General features: G+C 68.2%; 19 protein-coding genes. 12 read left to right on the top strand and 7 right to left on the bottom strand.

What is annotated here, in order from left to right; genetic code table 11:
* Positions 1–884 precede the first annotated feature (884 nt).
* A complete protein-coding gene (locus GGR64_RS20180) occupies positions 885–1,952 on the top strand; it encodes an NAD(P)-dependent alcohol dehydrogenase (RefSeq protein WP_184447412.1) in 1,068 nt (355 codons plus the stop codon).
* A gap of 720 nt (positions 1,953–2,672) precedes the next feature.
* Here GGR64_RS20180 and GGR64_RS20175 read toward each other — a convergent pair.
* Together GGR64_RS20175 and GGR64_RS20170 are read right to left on the bottom strand one after the other, a co-directional pair.
* On the bottom strand, positions 2,673–4,415 hold the full coding sequence (locus GGR64_RS20175) for a M28 family metallopeptidase (RefSeq protein ID WP_184648068.1): 1,743 nt from the start codon (positions 4,413–4,415) through the stop codon (positions 2,673–2,675).
* Positions 4,416–4,496: 81 nt separating this feature from the next.
* The gene (locus GGR64_RS20170; RefSeq protein ID WP_160968832.1) at positions 4,497–5,159 is read right to left on the bottom strand and encodes a hypothetical protein; all 663 of its coding nucleotides are present in this window, start codon (positions 5,157–5,159) and stop codon (positions 4,497–4,499) included.
* A 205-nt stretch (positions 5,160–5,364) separates the two neighbouring features.
* Here GGR64_RS20170 and GGR64_RS20165 point away from each other — a divergent pair, with 205 nt between their 5' ends.
* Positions 5,365–6,573 (top strand): peptidoglycan DD-metalloendopeptidase family protein, encoded by a 1,209-nt coding sequence (locus GGR64_RS20165; RefSeq protein ID WP_184447484.1) that lies wholly within the window; start codon positions 5,365–5,367, stop codon positions 6,571–6,573.
* A 104-nt stretch (positions 6,574–6,677) separates the two neighbouring features.
* Entirely contained in the window at positions 6,678–8,177 is a 1,500-nt protein-coding gene (locus GGR64_RS20160; RefSeq protein ID WP_184648066.1) for a S41 family peptidase, read from the top strand.
* Between the two features lie 65 nt (positions 8,178–8,242).
* Here GGR64_RS20160 and GGR64_RS20155 read toward each other — a convergent pair whose 3' ends face one another.
* The 3 genes from GGR64_RS20155 to GGR64_RS20145 are packed head-to-tail and all read right to left on the bottom strand — an operon-like array spanning position 8,243 to position 10,282.
* The gene (locus tag GGR64_RS20155; RefSeq protein WP_184648064.1) at positions 8,243–9,229 is read right to left on the bottom strand and encodes a D-2-hydroxyacid dehydrogenase family protein; all 987 of its coding nucleotides are present in this window, start codon (positions 9,227–9,229) and stop codon (positions 8,243–8,245) included.
* Between the two features lie 4 nt (positions 9,230–9,233).
* Entirely contained in the window at positions 9,234–9,554 is a 321-nt protein-coding gene (locus GGR64_RS20150; protein ID WP_017908048.1) for a DUF1820 family protein, read from the bottom strand.
* A 35-nt stretch (positions 9,555–9,589) separates the two neighbouring features.
* Complete coding sequence (locus GGR64_RS20145) at positions 9,590–10,282, bottom strand: rhomboid family intramembrane serine protease (RefSeq protein ID WP_017908049.1); 693 nt, start codon at positions 10,280–10,282, stop codon at positions 9,590–9,592.
* A 247-nt stretch (positions 10,283–10,529) separates the two neighbouring features.
* On the opposite strand from GGR64_RS20145, the gene GGR64_RS20140 reads away from it, so the two are divergent.
* Entirely contained in the window at positions 10,530–11,870 is a 1,341-nt protein-coding gene (locus GGR64_RS20140) for an outer membrane protein transport protein (RefSeq protein ID WP_184648062.1), read from the top strand.
* 142 nt (positions 11,871–12,012) lie between these two features.
* Here GGR64_RS20140 and putA read toward each other — a convergent pair whose 3' ends face one another.
* The gene (gene putA / locus GGR64_RS20135) at positions 12,013–15,207 is read right to left on the bottom strand and encodes a bifunctional proline dehydrogenase/L-glutamate gamma-semialdehyde dehydrogenase PutA (RefSeq protein ID WP_184648070.1); all 3,195 of its coding nucleotides are present in this window, start codon (positions 15,205–15,207) and stop codon (positions 12,013–12,015) included.
* Between the two features lie 262 nt (positions 15,208–15,469).
* Here putA and GGR64_RS20130 point away from each other — a divergent pair, with 262 nt between their 5' ends.
* Genes GGR64_RS20130 through GGR64_RS20110 form a run of 6 tightly spaced genes read left to right on the top strand, consistent with a single transcriptional unit; the run spans position 15,470 to position 20,220 of the window.
* Positions 15,470–15,946: a DUF2244 domain-containing protein gene (locus GGR64_RS20130; RefSeq protein ID WP_029561818.1), complete on the top strand. Its 477-nt coding sequence runs from the start codon at positions 15,470–15,472 to the stop codon at positions 15,944–15,946.
* 20 nt (positions 15,947–15,966) lie between these two features.
* Positions 15,967–16,959 (top strand): cytochrome c oxidase subunit II, encoded by a 993-nt coding sequence (gene coxB / locus GGR64_RS20125; RefSeq protein ID WP_160968824.1) that lies wholly within the window; start codon positions 15,967–15,969, stop codon positions 16,957–16,959.
* Between the two features lie 31 nt (positions 16,960–16,990).
* Entirely contained in the window at positions 16,991–18,601 is a 1,611-nt protein-coding gene (gene ctaD, locus GGR64_RS20120) for a cytochrome c oxidase subunit I (protein WP_160968822.1), read from the top strand.
* Positions 18,601–18,732, top strand: a complete 132-nt coding sequence (locus GGR64_RS20965; RefSeq protein ID WP_255347926.1) for a hypothetical protein — start codon at positions 18,601–18,603, stop codon at positions 18,730–18,732. The genes ctaD and GGR64_RS20965 overlap by 1 nt, the downstream gene beginning before the upstream one ends.
* A complete protein-coding gene (locus GGR64_RS20115; protein WP_160968820.1) occupies positions 18,729–19,319 on the top strand; it encodes a cytochrome c oxidase assembly protein in 591 nt (196 codons plus the stop codon). The genes GGR64_RS20965 and GGR64_RS20115 overlap by 4 nt, the downstream gene beginning before the upstream one ends.
* Before the next feature lie 19 nt (positions 19,320–19,338).
* Positions 19,339–20,220 carry a cytochrome c oxidase subunit 3 gene (locus GGR64_RS20110; protein WP_160968818.1) on the top strand — a complete coding sequence of 294 codons (882 nt, stop codon included), beginning with the start codon at positions 19,339–19,341 and terminating at the stop codon, positions 20,218–20,220.
* A 250-nt stretch (positions 20,221–20,470) separates the two neighbouring features.
* Here GGR64_RS20110 and GGR64_RS20105 read toward each other — a convergent pair whose 3' ends face one another.
* The gene (locus tag GGR64_RS20105) at positions 20,471–20,689 is read right to left on the bottom strand and encodes a twin transmembrane helix small protein (protein ID WP_010341612.1); all 219 of its coding nucleotides are present in this window, start codon (positions 20,687–20,689) and stop codon (positions 20,471–20,473) included.
* Between the two features lie 30 nt (positions 20,690–20,719).
* Here GGR64_RS20105 and GGR64_RS20100 point away from each other — a divergent pair, with 30 nt between their 5' ends.
* Both GGR64_RS20100 and GGR64_RS20095 read left to right on the top strand, forming a co-directional pair.
* Positions 20,720–21,478: an SURF1 family protein gene (locus GGR64_RS20100; protein WP_184648060.1), complete on the top strand. Its 759-nt coding sequence runs from the start codon at positions 20,720–20,722 to the stop codon at positions 21,476–21,478.
* 27 nt (positions 21,479–21,505) lie between these two features.
* Entirely contained in the window at positions 21,506–22,081 is a 576-nt protein-coding gene (locus GGR64_RS20095) for a hypothetical protein (RefSeq protein ID WP_184447405.1), read from the top strand.
* Positions 22,082–22,091: the final 10 nt, after the last annotated feature.

Raw genomic sequence — 22,091 nt, 5'->3', positions numbered from 1 at the left:
TGTGGCTCAAGCCATGCGAGAGTAGGTCATCGCCAGGGGCTTTACCCCAAATCCCCGTCCCAAAAGGACGGGGATTTTTTATTGCGCGAGAAAAATCCCTCGCACGCGAGCGCCGCGCGGCCAACGGCTCTACAGGGCTCTCTCTGCAGCGAGCCAAACGCCGCTCAACACGGCAGAAGATCTTCTTCGCTGGCCGTGCCGCACTGTGTGCATGTGCATGTGGACGAGGCGCTGCGAGACGGCGTGGCTAGCGACTGCAGAGCACATGCACTCCAAATCTGATACCTCGCACCCGCGTCACGCCGGGCACCGCGCACGATGCTGCGAGCCGAAGGCGCGGCCTTGCAGCGGCCTCAGGCTCCCCGCGATCCAGCTGTTAAGCAGCTCCAGGCCATTACGTCAGGCGGCCTCTGGCATGCGGCCGCGCTAACCAATTACAGCGTGCGGATGGACCGCGTACAGCGATCGACTGGTGACCATGGGAAGAATCAGCGGTGCACCAAGGCAGTAAAACGCGCAATTTCCGGAGCGCTTGCGAATGGAACTGCGCTCGGGTGCGTTGCACTCACACCCTGCCTTCTGTCGCGCTTCTTGTTAATCGCTGCTGGCCATCCGCAGGGTCCGCTTTGCCGATGAAGTCCCGCCGTCTGCATGTCATCAGTGAAGTGCATCTACGTTCAGCTGCTTACGTGCGCCAGTCCACAACTAAGGGCGTCTAAAGCGGGTTTTGAACTCGCGCATCGCACCGTTCCATATGGCGATGCGTGCCTTTCATGCCATGGCGCTTAGACTTTTTACGATTCCGGCGAACGCGTGCGCGGCATCATTCTGCCCGCCTCGCGCATCGCCCTTCGGCCCCTTTCACCCACCACGAGGCCTTCCCCATGAGCCAAGCCAATGGATACGCCGCCAAGGCATCCGATCAGCCGCTGACCCCCTTCACCTTCGAACGCCGCGCACTCGGCGCGCACGATGTCAGCATCGAGATCCTCTACTGTGGCGTCTGCCACTCCGATCTGCACACCGCGCGTAACGAGTGGCACAACACCCAGTACCCGTCGGTGCCGGGCCATGAAATCGTCGGTCGCGTCACCGCGGTGGGCGACCAGGTCGGCGCCTTCAAGGTTGGCGATCTGGCCGGCGTCGGTTGCATGGTCGACAGCTGCCGGCATTGCGCCTCCTGCGCCGATGGCGAGGAGCAGTACTGCGAGAACGGTTTTGTCGGTACCTACAACGGTCCGATGTTCGGCGGCGAGAACACCTATGGCGGCTACTCCGATCACATCGTGGTCGACGAGAAGTACACGCTGCACATCCGCCACGATGCCAAGCAACTGGCTGCAGTGGCGCCGCTGCTGTGCGCCGGCATCACCACCTATTCGCCGCTGAACCATTGGAAGGTCGGCCCGGGCAAGAAGGTCGGCATCGTCGGCCTGGGCGGCCTTGGGCACATGGGCGTGAAGATCGCCCACGCCATGGGCGCGCACGTGGTGCTGTTCACCACGTCGGCCGGCAAGCGCGAGGATGCGTTGCGCCTGGGCGCCAACGAGGTGGTGGTGTCGAAGAATCCCGACGAGATGGCGGCGCACGCCAACAGCTTCGATTTCATCCTCAACACCGTCGCGGCGCCGCACGATCTGGATGCGTTCCTGACCCTGCTCAAGCGCGACGGCACCATGACCCTGGTCGGCGCGCCGGCCGAGCCGCATCCGTCGCCGGCGGTGTTCAATCTGATCCTGAAGCGGCGCCAGTTGGCCGGTTCGCTGATCGGCGGCATCCGCGAGACGCAGGAGATGCTGGACTTCTGCGCCAAGCACAACATCGTGTCCGACATCGAGACGATCGAGATGGCGCAGATCAACGAGGCCTACGAGCGCATGCTCAAGGGCGACGTGAAGTACCGCTTCGTCATCGACATGGCCAGCCTGGGGCAGGCCAAGCAAGCGGCCTGAGGCGGTTGTCCGCGGTAGCGGTCGGCTACCGCGGGCACATCACGCGTCATGGCGCGGCCATGGAAGCCCGGGCAAGAGCATGCCCGGGCTTTTTTATTGGGAGCGTGCCGCTGAGATCGTAGTGTGCCGCAAGGGCAATGGAACCGTCGCCGCCAGGCGACAGATATCGGCATCCTAGGGACGCAGTCACAGGGCGCCGCATGATTGAGGCAGCCGATACGCAGAGCGGTGCATGGACGCAGAGAGGGCCACGCGCTTTAGGGGGCGATGCTCCGTGTCGGCCGCGAATGCGGGTTGTCGCGATCGAAGAAAACCGCAAAGAACGCCAATCAGAATCGCTACGCTACCGACAGACACACCGACAGACCGACAGCCTACGATTTCGCGTTGCACATCGATGGGGCCGCGGACATCCAAGCGACCGGTGCGCTATCCGCCGTTGTAGGAGCGGCTTCAGCCGCGACAGGAGTGACCGGCTAAGCCCGTCGCGGCTGAAGCCGCTCCTACGGTTGTGTCTCGTATTGCTGCTCAAGGCGCCACGCAGTCGTTCCTGCAACGGCGCACACCGTAGCGCGCTGTCGGAGTGATTTTGATCGCAGCCGGACAGCGACAATCGAAATGCAATGTCGTCGTGTCCCATACGCGGCACGCCTGATGGCCTGCACATACAACAACGGCGCCGAAGCGCCGCTGCCATGGAAGCGAAAGATGCGCAGCCGACTACTTGCCGTTGGCAGGCGCCGTTGCCGGCAGCGACGTCGGCCTGCCCATCATCTTGTCGCGCGCGGCCTTGAACGGGTTGTCCGGGTACCAGTTCGGCCAGCTGTCGCCGGCCGCCAGTTCCTTGCCGACGCCATACACCGCCTGCAGGTCGTCCATCACGCCGTCGAGTTTCCAGGTTGCCGGGTCGTACTCGTCGGCCGGCGAGTGGTAGCGCTTGGCGTATTCCGCCGCGGCACGGCGTCCGGCCTCGATGCCACCGTCGATCAGGTCCTCGCCGCCGTCGATGTACAGCGCCGGCACGCCGGCCTTGGCGAAGTTGAAGTGATCGGAACGGAAGTAGAACCCGCTCTGCGGCGCGTCTTCGGCGTGCAGCACGCGGCCTTGTGCGGCAGCGATGGGCTTGAGCAGGTCTTCCAGCTGGGAACTGCCGAACCCGTTGACCACCAGGTCCTTGGCACGTCCGGCCACCGGCATCGCATCCAGGTTGATGACGCCGGCGATCTTGTTCAATGGGAAGGTCGGATGCGCCACGTAATACTTGGAACCGAGCAGCCCCGACTCCTCCAGCGTCACCGCCAGGAACACCACCGAGCGTTCGGGTTTGGGTTGCTGGTGCGCGAACGCCTCGGCAATTTCCAGGATGCCGGCCACACCGGTGGCGTTGTCGACCGCGCCGTTGTAGATGTTGTCGCCCGGTTCGCCATCGTGCTTGCCCAGGTGATCCCAGTGCGCCATGTACAGCACCGCTTCGTCGGCGCGGCTGCCGCCGGGCAGCACGCCGACCACGTTGCGCGACGTCTTCTCGGCAATCGTGCTCTTCAGGTCCACCGAGAGTTTGGCCTTCAGCGGAACCGGCTTGAAGCCGCGCTTGCTGGCGTCTTTGTACGCCTGCGCCAGATCCAGGCCGGCGTCGGCGAACAGCTTCCTGGCGGCGTCGGCGGTGATCCAGCCTTGCACCGGGATGCGCGGCTCCGGATCGTCCTTCGCCGGCAGGTCGTACTGCGCGCCGGACCAGGAATTCTTGACCACGTCCCAGCCGTAGCTGGCGCCGGGCGTGTCGTGCACGATCAACGCGGCAGCGGCGCCCTTGCGTGCGGCTTCCTCGAACTTGTAGGTCCAGCGCCCGTAGTAGGTCATGCGCTTGCCTTCGAACAGGCTGCCTTCGCCGGTGTGGAAGCCGGGGTCGTTGACGAACATCACCACGGTCTTGCCCTTCCAGTCCTGGCCGGCGTAGTCGTTCCACTTCTGCTCCGGCGCGTCCACGCCGTAGCCGACGAAGACCATGTCGCTGCCATCGAGCTTGACCTCGGGCTGGCCGGTGCGCGTGCCCACCACCATGTCGGTGCCGAAGGCGAGCTGCCGCGCTGCGCCGTCATGGGCGATGGTGAGTGTGGTGCTGGGTGCCGCCGTGGTCTCGGTCATCGCCACGTCCTGGAACCAACTGTCGCCGTTGCCCGGTTGCAGACCGATGCGTTGCATCTGGTCGCGGATGTAGGCGACCGTCTTGTCTTCGCCAGCTGTGCCGGGACCGCGGCCTTCGAAGGCGTCGGAGGACAGCGTCTTGACCAGTTCGGCGAAGTCCGCCGGCGCGATCCCGGTGGAAAACGCATGCGCGGGCGCCGGAGCGGGGGCGGGCGCAGCGGCCGGCGGCGCGGCGTCGGCGGCCGGGGCAGGCGCTTCGCGTTTGCACGCGGTCAGCGCCGCCGCTGCGGCCAGGCACAGCACGAGCTTGCGGGTCATGAGGGCTCCTGATGGCGAGGGAACCCTGGATTCTATAGGCAAGTCGCACGCGCCCGGACGGGCGCGGCGACGCGGCACGGCTCAGTTGTTCGGCGCGGTGTCGCCGTCGAAGGGCAGCGCGGTGGCGCCAGTGATCGGGCCGGTCTTGGCGCTGCGGTGCACGTACAGGGTGACTTCGCGCTCGAAGCGCAGCGGGCCGTCGATCACCGCTCGCGGGCCGACGATGACCCGCGGCTTGCGCGTGGGCTTGAACGACATGCTGAAGCTGGGCTTGTTGATCGAGATGCCGCCGCCGACATGCGAATCGTGGCCGACGGTGATGTCGCCGTTCACCGTTTCGATGCCGTGGTCCAGCTGCGTGGCGACCAGGCCGATGCTGCCGTTGACGCTCTCGATGCCGCCGCTGACGCGGCCGCCGCGGTCGACGAAGATGCCGCCGTTGACGGTTTCGATGGAACCGGCGACCTGCGCGCGCTCGGCGAGGGTGATGCCGCCGTTGACCGTGGACAGACCCTTGGTCTGCGCGCCGTCGGCGACCTTGACGCTGCCGTTGACCGTTTCCACGCTGCCCACCTGGGCGCCCGACTGCACGGTAATGCTGCCGTTCACGGTTTCCAGGTCGCCGTACTGCTTGCCGGCGTCGGCGGTGATGCTGCCGTTGACCTTGCTGATGCCTTCGTCCGCGAACGCCGGGCCGGCCGCCAGGGCCAGTGTCAGCACAACCGCCAGATGCATGCGTTTCATCCCTCACCTCCCGGGCGCCGGCGCTGCGGCAGCAATCAATCGTGGGGCGATCACAACACGCTTCGCTACAATCCACACCTGCCTGAAGTCACTGGACCCTCTCTTGCCCGCAGCCGCTCCTGTCCCGTTGCGTTCCGCCGCGCCCCGCGCGGTCGAGCGGCGTGCGCCCGGGCACTGGCGCGGGCTGTTGCGCAGCCTGCTGGCGATGGCCTGGTTGCTGACCGCCGGATTGGCCGTGGCGCAGAACCCGCGCGAGGCCGAGAAGCGCCTGGAAAAGGTGCGCGGCGAGCTGAAGAGCGTGGCCGAGGAACGGCGGCAACTGGAAGGCAAGCGCGGCGATGCCGCACGCCAGTTGCGCGATGCCGACGAAAAGGTCGCCGCCACCGGCCGCAGCCTGGCGCAGACGCAACAGGCGCTGCAGCGGCACCAGCAGACGCTGGCCGAACTTGAGCGCAAGCGCGATGGCCTGCGCAGCGGCTTGACCCGCCAGCGCGCCGAACTGGCGCAACTGCTGCGTGCGGCCTATGCCATCGGCGGCAATGCGCCGCTGAAGCTGCTGCTGGCGCAGGACCGCGTGGCCGACGCCAACCGCCTGCTGGCCTATCACCGCTATCTGCAGCGCGAGCGCGCGCAGCGCATCGCCACCCTGACCCACGAGCTGCAGGCGCTGGAGCAGGTGCAGCGCGAGGTCGTCGAACAGAAGCAGCAACTGAGCGAGGCCCAGCGCCGCCAGCAGGAACAGGCCCAGGCGCTGCAGCGCGACCGCAAGCAGCGCGCCAGCGTGGTCTCGGAACTGGACCAGCGCTACCAGGACCGCAGCGAACGCGAGAAGGCGCTGGGCCAGGATGCCAAGGCGCTGGAAACCCTGCTCGCCAACCTGCGCGCCGCCGCGGCCCGTGCCGAAGCCGAGCGTCGTGCCGCGGCCAAGCGCGAAGCGGCCGAACAGGCGGCGCAGGCCAAGGCCGCGGCGAAGTCCGGGCGTGGCGGCGGCAAGGTGCCGCCCAAGGTGGTCGCCTCGGCGCCGCCGCTGAAGGTCGGCGGCCTGGGCTGGCCGCTGTCGGGCGATCTGATCGCGCGCTACGGCGGCAGGTTGCCCGATGGGCGCACCAGCAGCGGCGTGTTGATCGCCGCGCCCGCCGGCAGCACCGTTACCGCCGTCGCCGATGGCACGGTGGTGTTCTCCGACTGGATGACCGGCTACGGCATGATCCTGATCGTGGACCACGGCAACGGCTACATGAGCCTGTACGCGCACAACGACACCTTGTTGCGCGACGCCGGCGCCAAGGTCAAGCGCGGCGATGCGGTGGCCAAGGTCGGCAATTCCGGCGGCCAGGGCCGCCCGGCGCTGTACTTCGAATTGCGCCGCAATGGCCAGCCGGTGGATCCGTCGTCGTGGCTGCAGCGCCGCTGAGCGGCGCCGGCTGCGCGCGTTCAACGCGAATTTAGCTCGGCTTCGCGCATAATCCGGGCAATCGCGCCGTGCACGGTGCGGGCCTTCCCCAATCGGAGTGCTTCATGCGCGTAGTCCTGTCCGCAGCCCTGTTGCTCGCTCTGGCGCCGCTGCCGTCGATGGCGCAACGCGCCGAGGCGCAGACGCCCACGGCCCCGGCGGCCAGCGCCGACGATCCCGATTCCACCGAATCGGCCAGTGCCAAGGTGCCGCTGGACGAGATCCGCCGCTACGTCGCGGTCTACAACGCGGTGAAGGAAGCCTACGTCGATCCGGTCGACGACAAGAAGCTGATGCAGTCCGCGATCCGTGGCCTGCTGCTGGACCTGGATCCGCACAGCACCTATTTCAGCAAGGAAGACGCCGAGGCGTTCGACGAGCAGACCAGCGGCGCCTACGACGGCATCGGCGTGGAGCTGCTGCAGCTGCCGGACAACACGCTCAAGGTGGTGTCGCCGATCGACGACACGCCCGCCGCGCGCGCCGGCCTGCGTTCGGGCGACATCATCATCGCCATCGACGGCAAGCCGATCAGCGCGGTCAAGGCGATGGAGCCGCTGCGCGGCGAGTCGGGCAGCAAGGTCGTGCTGACCATCGCCCGCGACAAGGTCGCCAAGCCGTTCGACGTGACCCTGACCCGGCAGACCATCCGCGTGGCCAGCGTGCGCAGCCGCATGCTCGAACCCGGCTACGGCTACATCCGCATCAGCACCTTCCAGGCCGACACCGGCGCCGATTTCCACAAGCAGCTGCAGCAGTTGCAGGCGCAGGCCGGCGGCAAGCTGCGCGGGCTGGTGCTGGACCTGCGCAGCAACCCCGGCGGCCTGCTGACCGCGGCGGTGCAGGTGGCCGACGACGTGCTCGACAAGGGCACCATCGTCAGTACCCGCGGGCGTATCTCGGTCAGCGATTCCAAATTCGATGCCACCCCCGGCGACCTGCTCAACGGTGCGCCGATGGTGGTGCTGGTGGATGCCGGTTCGGCCAGCGCCTCGGAAGTGCTGGCGGGTGCGCTGCGCGACAACAAGCGCGCGCGCATCATCGGCAGCCGCACCTTCGGCAAGGGCTCGGTGCAGACCGTGCTGCCGCTGGACAACGGCGACTCGGTCAAGCTGACCACGGCGCGGTACTACACCCCCAGCGGCAAGTCGATCCAGGCCAGCGGCATCGTGCCCGACGTGGTGCTGCGCCCGGAGGCCAGCGCGGAGGATGCCGACAAGCCGGCGGCGATCGCCGACTACAGCGAAGCGACCCTGCCGGGCCACCTGCATGGCGACGACGAGGGCGAGGAAGGCTACCGCGCTGGCGATGTGCTGCCGGGCGATGGTCCGATCGCGCAGGCGCTGGCCGAACTGAAGCAGCCCGGCGCCGTGGCGCGGGCGGCTGCGGCGGCACCGGCCGGCAAGGGCAAAGCCAAGCCGGCGCACAAGCCGGCGGGCGCGGCGCCGAAGGCAGCCCCGGCGAAGCCGCCGGCGGCGGAACCGGCCAAGCCCGAGCCCGCCAAGTCCGAACCTGCAAAGACCGAGTCCGACAAGACCGAGCCTGCGCCGGCCTCCAGCCGCTGAGCCGGCCGCGGCCCGCCCCACCGCCATCGCGCGCGGCTTGGCCGCTGCGCGGTGGTGGCCAGCGGCTAGTCGGCGGCGCTGAGGACGTCGGGATTGGCCAGGCGTTGCGGCGTGCCGGCGGCGAAGGCCAGCACGTTGTCGAAGGCCGCGCCGAAATACAGGTCGTAGCTGCTCTGTTCGACGTAACCCAGGTGCGGCGTCGCCAGCACCCGCGGATGCCGCAGCAGCGGATGCTGCGGATCCAGCACCGGCTCCTGCTCGAACACGTCCAGTGCCGCCTGCCCGGGACGGCCGGCCTCCAGCGCCGCCAGCAGCGCGCCGGGAGCGAGCAGTTCGGCGCGGCTGGTGTTGACCAGCAGCGCATCGGGTTTCATCCGTAGCAGGTCGTCCAGTCCGATCTCGTGGCGGGTGGCCGCGGCCAGGCGGCGATGCAGCGTCAGCACGTCGCTCTCGGCGAACAGCGCCTCGCGGCTGGCGGCGACCGCGAAGCCGTCGGCGCGCGCCTGCGCACAACTGTCCTCGCCGCCCCACACCTGCACGCGCATGCCGAAGGCACGGCCGTAGGCGGCGACGCGTCGACCGATCTTGCCGTAGCTCCAGATGCCCAGGGTCAGGCCGTCCAGGCTGCGGCCCAACTGCGCATCGCCGGTGGCCTGCCAGTGCCCGGCCAGCAGCGCATCGCGGTAGACGGGCAAGCGCCGGCTGGCCGCCATCAGCAGCGCCCAGGTCAGTTCCGCCGGCGCTACCGGCGAGCCGACGCCTTCGGCCACGGCCACGCCGTGGGCGGTGCAGGCGGCCAGGTCGATGTGTTCGCCGATCCGTCCGGTCTGGCTGATCAGGCGCAGCTTCGGCAACTGCGCCAACAGCGCGGCATCGATGCGGGTGCGCTCGCGGATCAGCACCAGCGCCTCGGCCTCGGCGGCGTGGCGGACCAGGGTCTGCCGGTCGGGCGCCAGCGCGGTCAGCACCTGCACGCTGTGCGCCTGCAGCCGCGCGAAGCAGGGCAGGTGGCGCACCGCATCCTGATAGTCGTCGGCGATCAGGATGCGCATCGACTCAGCGGGGCTTGCCGGGCATCGGGAACGGCGTGACCACCTTCTCGCCGGTGGCCGCGTCGCGGATCGTCGATTGGCCCTTCTTCTCCACTTCCTCGATGCGCACGATGCTCTGCATCGGCAGGTGCAGGGTCTTGGTGTCGCCGAACTCCTCGCGCAGGCGCTCCTCGGTGGGGTCGATCACCAGCCCGTCGTGCACGTCGAACACCAGCGTGCCGATCTCGGTGAAGCCCCACAGGTGACTGCTGCCGACGTGCTGGCAGTACAGCTCGTAGACCTTGCCGTGGTTGAGGAAGGTCACTTTGTACAGGTGCTTGAACATGCGCGCAGTATAAGGCGGCCGTCGCCGCACGCGGCTCAGAAGCCCTTGCGCTTGCGCAGCCGTCGCGCGATCGCCGCGCGCACGTACAGCCCGTAGACCATGCCGAAGGCGAAGCCGGCCAGGTGCGCCGACCACGCCACCATGCCGAACGCCGGGCCGATGTAGGCGAATACCACCTGCAGCGCCGCCCAGGTGCCGATCAGCAGTGAGGCCGGGGCGCGCACGAATTCCAGGAACAGCCCCAGCGGCAGCACCACGCCGAGCTTGGCCCGCGGGAACAGCGCTAGATACGTGCCGATCAGCGCCGAGACCGCGCCGCTGGCGCCGATGATGACCCGGTCCGGGGTACCAACCGCGAACACCGCGGCCAGGTTGGAGATCGCCCCGCCGCCCAGGAACAGCAGCAGGAACCGCCACGGCCCCAGCACGCGCTCGGCGGGCAGACCGAAAATCAGCAGGAACACCAGGTTGCCGAGCAGGTGCGACCAATCGGCGTGCAGGAACAGCGCGGTGAACAGGCGCAGCACGCTGCCGTCCTGCACCGTCGCCAGCCAGTCGCGCGGGCTGCCGACCCCGGCCGAGAGCGCCCCCCAGTCCAGCCACAGGGTCGCGCGCGCCTCGTCGGGGCGGCTGATCGACCACAGGAACGCCAGCCACATCGCCGCGAACAGCAGCGGGGTGGCCCAGCGCAGCGTGGTGCGTTCGCGGGAAGGGATGGAGACGAACATGCGAGAGAAAGAGGGGACCGGAAACCGCCAGGGACGCCACGATAACGGCTTCATCCGGCTGAACGCACGCCCACTCCACACGAAGCTGAACGCATCATGTCGTTATTGTTTAGTTAACGGCGCGGGGTATACTCGCATACGGCGTCGTATGTCGGGAGGGGACTCCGGCGCGCATTCCTGGGCCTGCTCGGCTCGGGCCTGCGCAGGCGCGAACACAGACAATTCGTCTTCCGGAGAAAAACTAGCCATGCAAAACGCAACCCAGTTCGTCCGTTTCACCGCTCTGGCCGTCGGCATCGTCGGCGCGCTGGCCATGGGCCAGGCGCACGGCGCCGCGTTCCAGCTCAAGGAGAACAGCGCCAAGGGTCTGGGCCGCGCCTTTGCCGGCTCCGGCAGCGCCCCGGGCGATGCCTCGATCATCGCCGTGAACCCGGCCGGCATGCGCCAGCTCGACGGCAAGGTGTTCCAGGCCGACGTCAGCGCCATCCAGTTCTCGGCCAAGTACCAGGGCGACGGCGGCACCTATGCCAACGGCGCGCCGATCTCCGGCGGCCGTGGCGGCGACGCCGGCATGATCGCGCCGGTTCCGGCCGTGTACTTCCACATGCCGTTCGGCGAAAACAACAACATGCACTTCGGCACCTCGCTGACCGTGCCCTTCGGCTTCAAGACCGAATACGACCGCGACTGGGTCGGCCGCTACAACGGCGTGAAGACCGAGCTGCAGGCGATCGACCTGAACTTCGCCTTCTCCTACGACGTCAACCCGTACGTGTCGTTCGGCGCGTCCGTGTTCGCCGAGCGCCTGGACATCGACCTGAGCAATGCCATCGACTTCGGCACCCTGCTGGCCGCGCGCCGCGTGCCGGGCTTCGCGCCGGGCAGCGCCGACGGTTTCTCGCGCATCAAGGGCGACAACACCGAGGTCGGCTTCACCCTGGGCGGCCTGTTCAGCGTCGACGAGCACACCCACATCGGCTTCAGCTACCGCTCGCAGGTCGAGCACAAGATCACCGATGGCGATGCCAACTTCACCGTGCCGGGCAATGCCGCCACCGTGCTGGCCTTCGCCGCGCCGGGTACCTTCGTCGACACCAAGGGCCGTGCCACGGTCAAGCTGCCGGCCAGCGCCACCGCCAGCTTCACCCACGACATCAACGAGCAGTGGACGGTGATGGCCGACGTCACCCGCACCGCCTGGAGCAAGTTCGACAAGGTCACCGTCGACTTCGCCTCCAACCAGCCCGATAGCGTGCTGGACTTCTCGTACCGCGACACCACCTTCGTCTCGCTGGGTGCCGACTACCGCATGAGCGATACGCTGACCCTGCGTGGCGGTGTGGCCTACGACCAGACCCCGACCACCGACCAGCACCGCGACGTGCGCGTGCCGGACGCGAGCCGCAAGTGGGTCTCGCTGGGTCTGACCTGGAAGCCGTCCCAGCAGGCCGAGTACAGCTTCGGCTACACCCACCTGTTCACCAGCGACCCGAGCATCGCCACCACCAGCGCCACCGGCAACACCCTGGTCGGCGACTACGACGTGAGCGGCAACGTGCTGGCGGCCTCGGTCAACTACAAGTTCTGATCGCAGACGCTTCGCAGTGCACGAAAAAGCCCCGCTTCGGCGGGGCTTTTTTTATGCCTGTCGGCGGCGTGCGATGCGCGCGGCGGCAGGCTGCACCCGGCGCAGGTTCCGGGCGGAACGCTGCGCCGAGGGCTGGGGCGACTCAGTCGCCCAGGGTCAGCAACGAGGCGTTGCCGCCGGCCGCGGTGGTGTTGACCGTCACCACCTTCTCGGTGGCGAAGCGCAGCAGGTAGTGCGGGCCGCCGGCCTTGGGGCCGGTGCCGGACAGGCCCTGGCCGCCGAACGGCTGCACGCCGACCACCGCGCCGATCTGGTTGCGGTTGACGTAGACGTTGCCCACCGCCACGCGCGAGGCGATGCGCTCGATGGTCTCGTCGATGCGCGAATGCACGCCCAGGGTCAGGCCGTAGCCGGTGGCGTTGATCTGGTCGATCACCGCATCGAGCTGGTCGGCCTTCCAGCGGATCACGTGCAGCACCGGCCCGAAGATCTCGCGCTGCAACTGCGCCAGCGACTGCAGTTCGTAGGCGCGCGGGGCGAAGAAGCTGCCGTGCGCGGTGGCCTCGTCGGTGGCGGCCACGGCGATCGGGCGCGCCTCGCGGTCCATGCACGCGGCGTGATCGGTGAGGATCTGCAGCGCATCGGCGTCGATCACCGGGCCGACGTCGGTGGACAGCAGGCCGGGGTCGCCGACCTTCAGTTCGGCCATGGCGCCGGCCAGCATGGTCATCACCTTGTCGGCGATGTCGTCCTGCACGAACAGCACGCGCGCGGCCGAGCAGCGCTGGCCGGCGGAGATGAAGGCGCTGGAGATTGCGTCCTTGACCACCGCTTCCGGCAGCGACGAGGAGTCGGCGATGAAGGCGTTCTGGCCGCCGGTCTCGGCGATCAGCACGCCGATGGCGGCATCGCGCGCGGCCAGCGCGCGGTTGATCGCGCGGGCGGTGTCGGTGGAGCCGGTGAAGGCGACGCCGGCCACGCGCGGATCACGGGTCAGCGCGGCACCGACGGTGGCGCCGTCGCCCGGCAGGAACTGCACCACCGCCTCGGGCACGCCGGCTTCGTGCAGCAGCTTCACTGCGGCATGGCCGACCAGGTTGGTCTGCTCGGCCGGCTTGGCGATGACGCTGTTGCCGGCGGCCAGCGCCGCGGCGACCTGGCCGAGGAAGATGGCGAGCGGGAAATTCCACGGGCTGATGCACACGAACACGCCGCGGCCGTGCAGCTGCAGTTCGTTGGACTCGCCGGTGGGCCCGGGCAGGCGCTCGGGCGCGCCGAACTGCGCGCGCGCCTGGCCGGCGTAGTAGCGCAGGAAGTCCACCGCTTCGCGCACTTCGGCGACGCCGTCGGGCAGGGTCTTGCCGGCTTCCTTGACGCACAGCGCCATGAACTCGGGCATGCGCGCTTCCAGCAGGTCGGCGGCGTGTTCGAGGATGGTGGCGCGGCTGGCGGCCGGCGTGCGGTTCCAGGCCGGGTAGGCGGCCGCGGCATTGCTCAGCGCCTTCTCCACGGTGGCGGCATCGGCCGGCTTCCAGTGGCCGACGACCTGGCGATGGTCGGCCGGGTTGGCGACCGGGAGGGCATCGCCGGCGATCACCGCGCCGGGCACCAACGGCGCGGCCTGCCAGGGCTTGAGCGCGGTGTTGAGCTGGTCGGCCAGCGCGCGCAGATCGTTGTCGTTGGCGAGGTTGGCGCCCATGGAGTTCTTCCTGTTGTGGTTCTGGCTGCGCAGCAGATCGACCGGCAGCGGAATCTTCGGATGCGGGATGGAGGCGAACGCGGACACGGCCTCGACCGGATCGCGGATCAGGTCTTCGATGGCCACGTCTTCGTCGGTGATGCGGTTGACGAAGCTGGAGTTGGCGCCGTTCTCCAGCAGGCGCCGCACCAGGTAGGGCAGCAGGTCCTCGTGCGAACCCACCGGCGCGTACACGCGGCAGGGCACGCCGAGGCGGTCGGCGGGGATCACCTCGGCGTAGAGGTCGTCGCCCATGCCGTGTAGCTTCTGGTGCTCATAGTCGCGGCCGCCGGCGATGGCGCGCACCGCGGCGATGGTCTGCGCGTTGTGGGTGGCGAACATCGGATACAGCGCATCGCTGTGCGCGAACAGGCGCTTGGCGCAGGCCAGGTAGGAGACGTCGGTGTTCTGCTTGCGGGTGAACACCGGATAGCCCGGGTGACCCTCGACCTGCGCGCGCTTGATCTCCGCGTCCCAGTAGGCGCCCTTGACCAGGCGCACCGGGATGCGACGGCCGACGCGGCGCGCCAGGTCGGCGAGGAAGTCGATCGTGTACGGGGTGCGCTTCTGGTACGCCTGCACCGCCAGGCCGTAGCCCTCCCAACCGTCCAGCGAGGGATCGGAGAAGGTGGCCTCGATGATGTCCAGCGACAGCTCCAGGCGGTCGGCTTCTTCGGCATCGACGGTGTAGCCGATGCCGTAGGACTTGGCCAGTTGCGCCAGTTCCAGCACGCCCGGCACCAGCTCGGCCATCACCCGCGCGCGCTTTGCGTGCTCGTAGCGCGGGTACAGCGCCGAGAGCTTGATCGAGATGCTGGGCGCGGCGAACACCGCGTCCTTGCCGCCGCCCTGCTGGCGCTGCGCGGCGAAATGCCTGCCGATGGCGTGGATCGCCTGGCGATAGGCATCGAGGTAGCGCTGCGCGTCCTTCATGGTCAGCGCGCCTTCGCCGAGCATGTCGAACGAATAGCGGTAGTGGGCGTTGTCGCCCTTCTTCGAGCGGGTCAGCGCCTCGCCGATGGTCCGGCCCATCACGAACTGGTGGCCCATGATCTTCATCGCCTGGCGCACCGCCAGACGGATCACCGGTTCGCCGACGCGGCCGATCAGGCGCTTGAACGCGCCGGACACGTCGGCGCGGGTGAGGTCGTTGATCTGCACCAACTTGCCGGTGAGCATCAGGCCCCAGGTCGACGCGTTGACCAGGATCGAGTCGCTCTCGCCCATGTGCTTCTTCCAGTCCGCATCGCCGAGCTTGTCGCGGATCAGCTTGTCGGCGGTGTCCTGGTCGGGGATGCGCAGCAGCGCTTCGGCCACGCACATCAGCAGCACGCCTTCCTCGCTGCCGAGGTCGTACTGGCGCATGAAGGCCTCGATCGCGCCCTGGTCCTGGGCGCGGGCGCGCACGCGGGTGACCAGGTCGGCGGCCAGCGCCTGCACCTTGGCCTGGTCGGCCGCGGGCAGGCGCGCCTGCTCGAGCAGTTCGCGCACGTGTTCGGCTTCGTCCTTGAGCCAGGCGGCGGTGATCGCCGCGCGCAGGGCCTGCGGTGCGGGCGGGAGTTCGGGGGACAGCAAGGGCGAAGGAGACGCGGACGGCATCGCCGGAACAGAGCCGGCGCCAGGCAGAGCGTTCATGCGGGAAAGGCCAGGGACAGAGCCCGCTATTTTATGTCAGCGCCTGCACGCGCAGGGCGTCGCCGGTATCGTCGCGACGCGGTCGATGCCGGCGACGCTGAACGCGAATCTGGTTGCGCTGCAGCATTTTTTGTGGTGAATGCGCGCTTGCCGCCGCGCAGGCCGGGGGCTACCATCCAGGCGTGCTCGCGGCTCGGGCGTGAGCGGTTCGGAAGCGCGGTTCGACATGATCGAAATGTTTCCGTTTTCTCCGGAGGGGTCGGGTACGCAGCTGCGGCTGCGACCGCCGCGGGCGTTGAACGCCCGGCAATTCGTTCTGTTGTTCCTCGCACTGGCCGGGGCGATGTGGGCCGTGGCTGGGCTGGGGTGGCTCGCCGGCAATGTGTTCGCGCCTGCGTTCGCTCTGTTGCACAGCATCGTGGTGGCGCTCGCGCTGCATTGGTCGTGGCGCGGCGGCGAGCGCGAAGAGGATATCCGGGTGGGTCCGGCCTGCGTGGAAGTGACCCGTCCGAATGCAGGAACGCCAGCGTTCCGCGCCCATCCGCATTGGGTGCGGTTGCGGATCGAAGGCGACGACAGGGTGGTGCTGGCATCCAGCGGCAAGCAGGTCCGGGTCGGCGAGTTCCTCGGCCCCGACGAACGCCGGCAACTGGCGCAGACCCTGGAAGGCTTGCTCGCGGCCGTGACCGGCCGCAACCGATGACGCTCCAAGGGGTCTAGGCAATGAAGCAACGCGGCGGGTGGGTGCAACAGGCGGTCAGGGGCGGGATGGCGTTGGCGGCGGCGATGGCCGCACCGCTGGCGTGGGCGCAATCGGCCGATCCCAAGCCGTGGCAGCTCAACATGGGCAGGGGCGTCACCCAGAGCGCGCGCAATGCCTACGACGCGCACATGGTCGCGTTGTGGGTCTGCGTGGTCATCGGCGTGCTGGTGTTCGGCGCGATGGCCTATGCGATCTTCAAGTTCCGCAAGTCCAAGGGCGCGGTGCCGGCGCAGTTCAGCCACAACACCAAGGCCGAGATCGTGTGGACGGTGATCCCGGTGCTGATCCTGATCGTGATGGCGTGGCCGGCCACGGCCAAGCTGATCGCGATGTACGACACCCGCGATGCCGAGATGACGGTGAAGGTCACCGGCTACCAGTGGATGTGGCGCTACGAATACCTGGGCGAGAACGTCTCGTTCACCAGCCGCCTGGCGCGCAGTTCCGACCGGCTGCGGCAGAGCGGTGCGGTGCCCACGGTCGAGCACGACCCCCACTATCTGCTGGACGTGGACAACCGGCTGGTGCTGCCGGTAAACACCAAGGTGCGCTTCGTCATCACCGCCGACGACGTCATCCACGCCTGGTGGGTGCCGGCGCTGGGCTGGAAGCAGGACGCCATCCCCGGAATCATCAACGAGGCCTGGACCAGCATCGACACCCCCGGGGTGTATCGCGGCCAGTGCGCCGAACTGTGCGGCAAGGACCACGGCTTCATGCCGATCGTGGTCGAGGCGGTGAGCAAGCAGGACTTCCAGAAGTGGCTGGCATCGCGCAAGCCGGCGCCTGCCGCCGCGCCCGCGCCGGCCACCCCGACGGCGGCCCCGGCTGCCGCGCCGGCCACCGCCGCACCCGCTGCCGCGCCCGCCGATGCCCAGGCGCCGGCGGCACCGCCGCAGGCGCGGCTGTCGCGTCCTCGTTCCGACTCGCACCTGACCGTGCAAGCCGCCTGATCTCCAGCATTCCTTTTCTGAGGTAGCCGCCATGGCCCATTCGGCAGTCGATCACCACGACGAGCACGGGCATCAGCAGAGCTTCGTCGAGCGTTGGTTGTTCTCCACCAACCACAAGGACATCGGCACGCTGTACCTGCTCTTCAGCTTCACCATGTTCGTCATCGGTGCGGCGATGAGCGTGGTGATCCGCGCCGAACTGGCGCAGCCGGGCCTGCAGTTCGTCAAGCCCGAGTTCTTCAACCAGATGACCACCGTGCACGCGCTGGTGATGATCTTCGGCGGGGTGATGCCGGCCTTCGTCGGCCTGGCCAACTGGATGATCCCGCTGCAGATCGGCGCGCCGGACATGGCGCTGCCGCGCATGAACAACTGGTCGTTCTGGCTGCTGCCGGTGGCCTTTACGCTGCTGCTGCTGACCCTGTTCCTGCCCGGCGGCGCACCGGCGGGCGGCTGGACCATGTATCCGCCGTTGATGCTGCAGGGCGGCTACAACGTCGCCTTCTCGGTGTTCGCCATCCACGTCGCCGGCATCAGCTCGATCATGGGCGCGATCAACATCATCGCCACCGTGCTCAATATGCGCGCGCCGGGCATCGACCTGCTGAAGATGCCGATCTTCTGCTGGGCCTGGCTGATCACCGCGTTCCTGCTGATCGCAGTGATGCCGGTGCTGGCCGGCGCGGTGACCATGCTGCTCACCGACAAGTTCTTCGGCACCTCGTTCTTCAACGCCGCCGGCGGCGGCGACCCGGTGATGTATCAGCACATCTTCTGGTTCTTCGGGCACCCCGAGGTCTACATCATGATCCTGCCGGCGTTCGGCGTGATCAGCGAAATCATCCCGACCTTCAGCCGCAAGCCGCTGTTCGGCTACCAGGCGATGGTCTATGCGATCGCCGCGATCGCGTTCCTGAGCTTCATCGTCTGGGCGCACCACATGTTCACCGTGGGCATGCCGCTGGGCGGCGAGATCTACTTCATGTTCGCCACGATGCTGATCTCCATCCCCACCGGGGTGAAGGTGTTCAACTGGGTCAGCACCATGTGGCAGGGCTCGATGACCTTCGAGTCGCCAATGCTGTGGTCCATCGCCTTCGTCATCCTGTTCACCATCGGCGGTTTCTCCGGGCTGATGCTGGCGATCGTGCCGGCCGACTTCCAGTACCACGACACCTATTTCGTTGTCGCGCACTTCCACTACGTGCTGGTCACCGGCGCGGTGTTCGCGCTGATCGCGGCGGTGTACTACTGGTGGCCGAAGTGGACCGGGCGCATGTACAACGAGGCCTGGGCCAAGTTCCACTTCTGGTGGACGATGGTGTTCGTCAACCTGCTGTTCTTCCCGCAGCACTTCCTCGGCCTGGCCGGCATGCCGCGGCGCATCCCCGACTACAACGTGGTGTTCGCCGACTGGAACCTGGTCAGCTCGATCGGTGCGTTCGGCATGTTCGTCACCCCGTTCCTGATGGCCGGCATCCTGCTGGCGTCGCTGCGCAGCGGCGCACGCGCCGAAGCGCGCTCCTGGGAAGGTGCGCGCGGCCTGGAGTGGACGGTGCCGTCGCCGGCGCCGGCGCACACCTTCACCCTGCCGCCGGTGCTCAAGCCCGGCGACCTGGCCCACGACGACATCAGCCACTGATGACCGCGCAACCGCCGCTCGACGACCTGGTCCTGCGCCGCAAGCGTGCGGCGCGCACCGCGCTGGTGGTCGGCGTGGTGGCGCTGGCGATCTACGTCGGCTTCATCCTCTCGGGGGTGCTGGGCCGATGAACGCGCCAGCGCCGCAGGTGCACAGCAGTGCCGGGCTGTTCAAGCTGGTCGGCGTTGCGCTGGCGGTGTTCGTGCTGACCTTCTCGCTGGTGCCGCTGTACCGCATCGCTTGCGAGAAAGTGTTCGGCGTGCGCCTGGAGCGCGGCCCCGGCGAGGGCCCGCAGGCCGGCAAGCCGCTGGCGGGCAAGCGTACGGTCACGGTGCAGTTCGATGGCGGCGTGAACTCCAAGCTGCCGTGGTCGTTCCATCCGGAGCAACTGACCATGCAGGTGGTGCCGGGCGAACTCAACGAGGCGCTGTACTACGCGCACAACGACGGCGCGCATGCCATCGTCGGCAGCGCGGTGCCGTCGGTGGCACCGGCACGCGCCTCGGGCTACTTCACCAAGACCGAGTGCTTCTGCTTCACCGCGCAGACCCTGCAGGCCGGCGAGAAGCGCGACATGCCGGTGCGCTTCATCGTCGACCCCAATCTGCCCAGCGACATCTCCACCATCACCCTGTCCTACACCTTCTACAAGAACGATGCGCTGAGCGCGGAACTGGGATCGCCGAAACTGGCCGGTTCCGCGCGCGCGGCTCCCTGACCCGACCGGAATGCCTGCCATGGCCCAGCCCAGCACCGACGCCACCGCCAACGCCTACTACGTGCCCAGCCAGAGCCGCTGGCCGTTCATCGGCTCGATCGCGATGTTCGTGACCATGATCGGCGTGGCCAGTTGGCTCAACGACGCGTCCTGGGGCAAGTGGACCTTCTTCACCGGCATCGCGATGCTGGTGGCGACGCTGTTCATGTGGTTCGGTGACGTGATCCGCGAATCGATCGCCGGACACTACAACCGCCAGGTCGACGTGTCGTTCCGCATGGGGATGGTGTGGTTCATCTTCTCCGAGGTGATGTTCTTCGGCGCCTTCTTCGGTGCGTTGTTCTATACCCGCACCTTCATCCTGCCGTGGCTGGGCGGCGAGGGCGACGGGGTGATGACCAACGCGCTGCTGTGGGACGGCTACTCGGCGGCCTGGCCGACCAATGGTCCGGGCGGCGTCGGCGGTCAGTTCCAGACCATCCCGGCGTGGGGCCTGCCGCTGATCAACACGCTGATCCTGCTCAGCTCCGGCGTGACCCTGACCATCGCGCACCACGCGCTCAAGGCCGGCCAGCGCACCCGGCTGATGGTGTTCCAGGCGCTGACTGTGGCGCTTGGCTGCACCTTCCTGTACTTCCAGGCCGAGGAGTACATGCATGCCTACAAGGAGCTCAACCTGACCCTGGGCTCGGGCATCTACGGTTCGACCTTCTTCATGCTCACCGGCTTCCACGGCGCGCACGTGCTGCTGGGTACGATCATGCTGCTGGTGATGCTGCTGCGGATCAGCCGCGGCCACTTCAGCCGCGACAACCATTTCGCCTTCGAAGCGGCGGCGTGGTACTGGCACTTCGTCGACGTGGTGTGGCTGGCGCTGTTTTTGTTCGTCTATGTGCTTTGAGGGCGGGGATTGGGGAGTCGGGATTGGGGATTGGTTGGTTTCCGCGCGTGCCGGCGTCGCTAGCGGGACTGCGTGTTGTAGGAGCGGCTTTAGCCGCGACGTGTTACCGGTAAGGCGTCGCGGCTAAAGCCGCTCCTACAAGGAATCAGCGTTTTACGGGTCGCGTGCGTGCACTGTTCCCATGCGGACGGCATGCTGCCATCCCGAATCCCGAATCCCGAATCCCGAATCCCGAATCCCGGCACTACGTTTAGCGTCCCAATCCATGCGGCTTGATCACTCCGGTATAGATGCCCAGGATCACCAGCAGGATCAGGCACACCGAGAGGCCGATGCGCCAGGTCAACGCGTTCACCGTGCGCTTGCTCTGGCCGCGGTCCACCAACAGGTAGTACAGGCCGGCGCCCAGGTTCCACAGGATGAGCAGCAGGAACGCGACGATCAGCAAAGTCTTCAGCGAGTCGTTCATGGGCGTCTCGGCACATGGTGTGTCCGCATTATGACCCTCGCCGCTGCCTCGCGCGTGGGCACGCGCCGACGCATGCCGTTGTGGCTGGGCTGGAGCGTCGCGCTGGCGGTGGCGGTGTGCTTTTGCATGCTCGGCCGCTGGCAGTTGCAGCGCATGCACGAGAAACAGGCGCTGCTGGCGCAGGCGGCGCACGTGCGCGACCACCCGCAGGCGCTGGCCGATGCGCTGCGCGCGACGCTGCCGGGACAGTTGCGCTGGGTGCATGGTGCCGGCCGTTTCCTGCCCGGGCAGATCCTGCTCGACAACCAACTGCGGCAGGGCCGCAGCGGAGTGAAGGTGTACCAGCCGTTCCTGGCCGACGGCGCCGCGGCGCCGCTGCTGGTGGAACTGGGCTGGTTGCCGCTGCCGGCCGACCGCGCGCTGCCCGAGCCGGCGCCACTGCAGGGCCGCTACACGCTGGTCGGCCTGCTCGGGCCGGCGCCGTCGCATGGACTGGCGCTGGGCCCGGCCCTGGTCGCGGCGCCGTCCCCGCAGCGCTGGCTGGCGATGCGCATCGAGCCGGCGGCGATCGGGACCGCGCTCGGCCGCCGCGACATTTTGTCGCAGGTGCTGCGCCTGGATCCGGCCCTGCCGCTGGGCTATCCGCGCGACCTGGACCTGCTGCCGAACACGCTGCCGCCCGAGCGCCACTTGGGTTACGCGGTGCAATGGTTCGGCCTGGCGCTGGCGGTGCTGGTCACCGCGGCGCTGCTCAGCTGGCGTGCGCGCAGGGGACGGGGCGGGCGCTGAGCGCGCGCGCATGAGAAAATCCCCGGCATGAATGCTCCCACCCCGGCCCCGCGCCAGGCGGCCGCCCGCGGCCGCTGGCCGCTGATCGTGTTGTTCGCCCTGTTCTTCGGCTCGATGCTGGTCGCCGGCGTGTTGCGCTTTTCCGGCTGGAAGCCGGCGGCCGCCCGCAATCATGGCGAACTGCTGCAGCCGCCGGCCGACCTGCGCGCGCTGCAGCCACGGCTGGCCGATGGCCGCGTCTATGCCTGGGAACCGCAGCGGCGGCTGTGGCGCATCGCGCTGGCGCCGCCGGCGGACTGCGGCAGCGCCTGCGATGCGCTGGCGCGCGACCTGGACAAGGTCTGGCAGCTGTTCGGCCACGATGCCGACCACGTGCAGATCCTGTGGATCGGCACGCCGCCGGCCGCCGCCCGGGCCCTGCCGCCGGTGCAGGCGCTGCGCGCGGACCCGGCGCTGCTGGCGGCGCTGCCGCGGGTGCGCGATGCGGCCGGGGTGCCGGTCTATGTCATCGATCCGAACGGTTTCGTGGTGCTGCGCTATGCCCCCGGGTTCGACCCGGCCGGGCTGCGTGCGGATCTGGCGAAACTGCTGAAACTCCTGTGAGCCGCTCCCT

The sequence above is a fragment of the Xanthomonas sp. 3307 genome, assembly GCF_014199735.1.
GTDB classification, from domain to species: domain Bacteria; phylum Pseudomonadota; class Gammaproteobacteria; order Xanthomonadales; family Xanthomonadaceae; genus Xanthomonas_A; species Xanthomonas_A rydalmerensis.
Note: the sequence above shows the minus strand (reverse complement) of the source record. Positions and strands in the feature narration are given on the sequence as shown.